Origin of the sequence: Asanoa siamensis, from assembly GCF_016862555.1 — a bacterium.
Taxonomy (GTDB): domain Bacteria; phylum Actinomycetota; class Actinomycetes; order Mycobacteriales; family Micromonosporaceae; genus Asanoa; species Asanoa siamensis.
The window spans coordinates 1-935 of sequence record NZ_BONE01000207.1 but is presented as its reverse complement, the minus strand read 5'-3'; the positions used below and the strand labels follow the sequence as shown (position 1 = coordinate 935).

The following is a 935-nucleotide window of genomic DNA, read 5'->3' as shown; positions in this document are numbered from 1 at the left end:
AGAGCGTGTTTGAGAGGTCGGTCAGGTCCAGGTGAAGGTGCGCCGGGTTTGCCTTCGGGCAGGTGTGCCGCGGGTAATGCGGCGGGCCATGCCAGCGATCGCGGCCCAGCGGATGATGGCTTCGGAGACTTCCGGGATGCGTTCGTAGTCGCGGGCCAGCCGGCGGTGTGCGGTCAACCAGGCCAGGGTTCGCTCGACTACCCAGCGGCGCGGATGGACGGCGAATCCCTGCTGCTCGGCGGGTTTGCGCACGATCTCGATGGTGGTGTTGACGGTGTCGCGGGCCCAGTCGACGAGACGGCCGGCGAAGCCGGAATCGGCGAACAGGTGCCGCATCGACGGCGCCGCGAGGCTCGCGGCGACCAGAGCGCCTTTGGCGCCGTCGCGGTCCTGCCACGACGCGGCGAGGACCCAGACGGTGACCAGCAGCCCCAACGTGTCAGTGACGATGAACCGCTTCCGGCCGTTGATTTTCTTCCCGGCGTCGTAGCCACGCGAGTCGCAGCCGACAGTGTCGGCGCCCTTGACCGACTGGGAGTCGATGATCCCGGCCGACGGTTCCGGCCCGCGGTTCTGCACGGCGCGGGCTTTGACCCGCAGCACCGCCAACAGCGCCTCGGTCACGCCGGCCTGTTCCCACCGGGCGAAGTACCAGTACACCGTCTGCCACGGCGGCAGGTCCGCGGGCAGATACCGCCACGGGCAGCCCGAGCGGACCACGTACAAGATCGCGTTGACGACTTCCCGCCGCGGATGCTTCTCCCGCCGACCCTCCGTCGCAGGCTCCGGCAGCAGCGGCTCGATCAACGCCCACTGCCGGTCGGTCAAATCGGACGGGTAACCACGACGGGAAGGCGCCACCGCGGCAGCCTGCCCGCCACCGTGGTCGATGTCACGCCACCACACCGACCACATGAGACATTCTCAAACACGCT

The 935-nt window shown here is 68.8% G+C and carries 1 protein-coding gene; it reads right to left on the bottom strand.

The window, feature by feature from the left end; genetic code table 11:
• Nucleotides 1-21: 21 nt before the first annotated feature.
• Nucleotides 22-861, bottom strand: coding sequence for an IS5 family transposase (locus Asi02nite_RS41280; protein WP_203719486.1), 840 nt, complete (start codon nt 859-861; stop codon nt 22-24).
• Between the last annotated feature and the right edge of the window lie 74 nt (nt 862-935).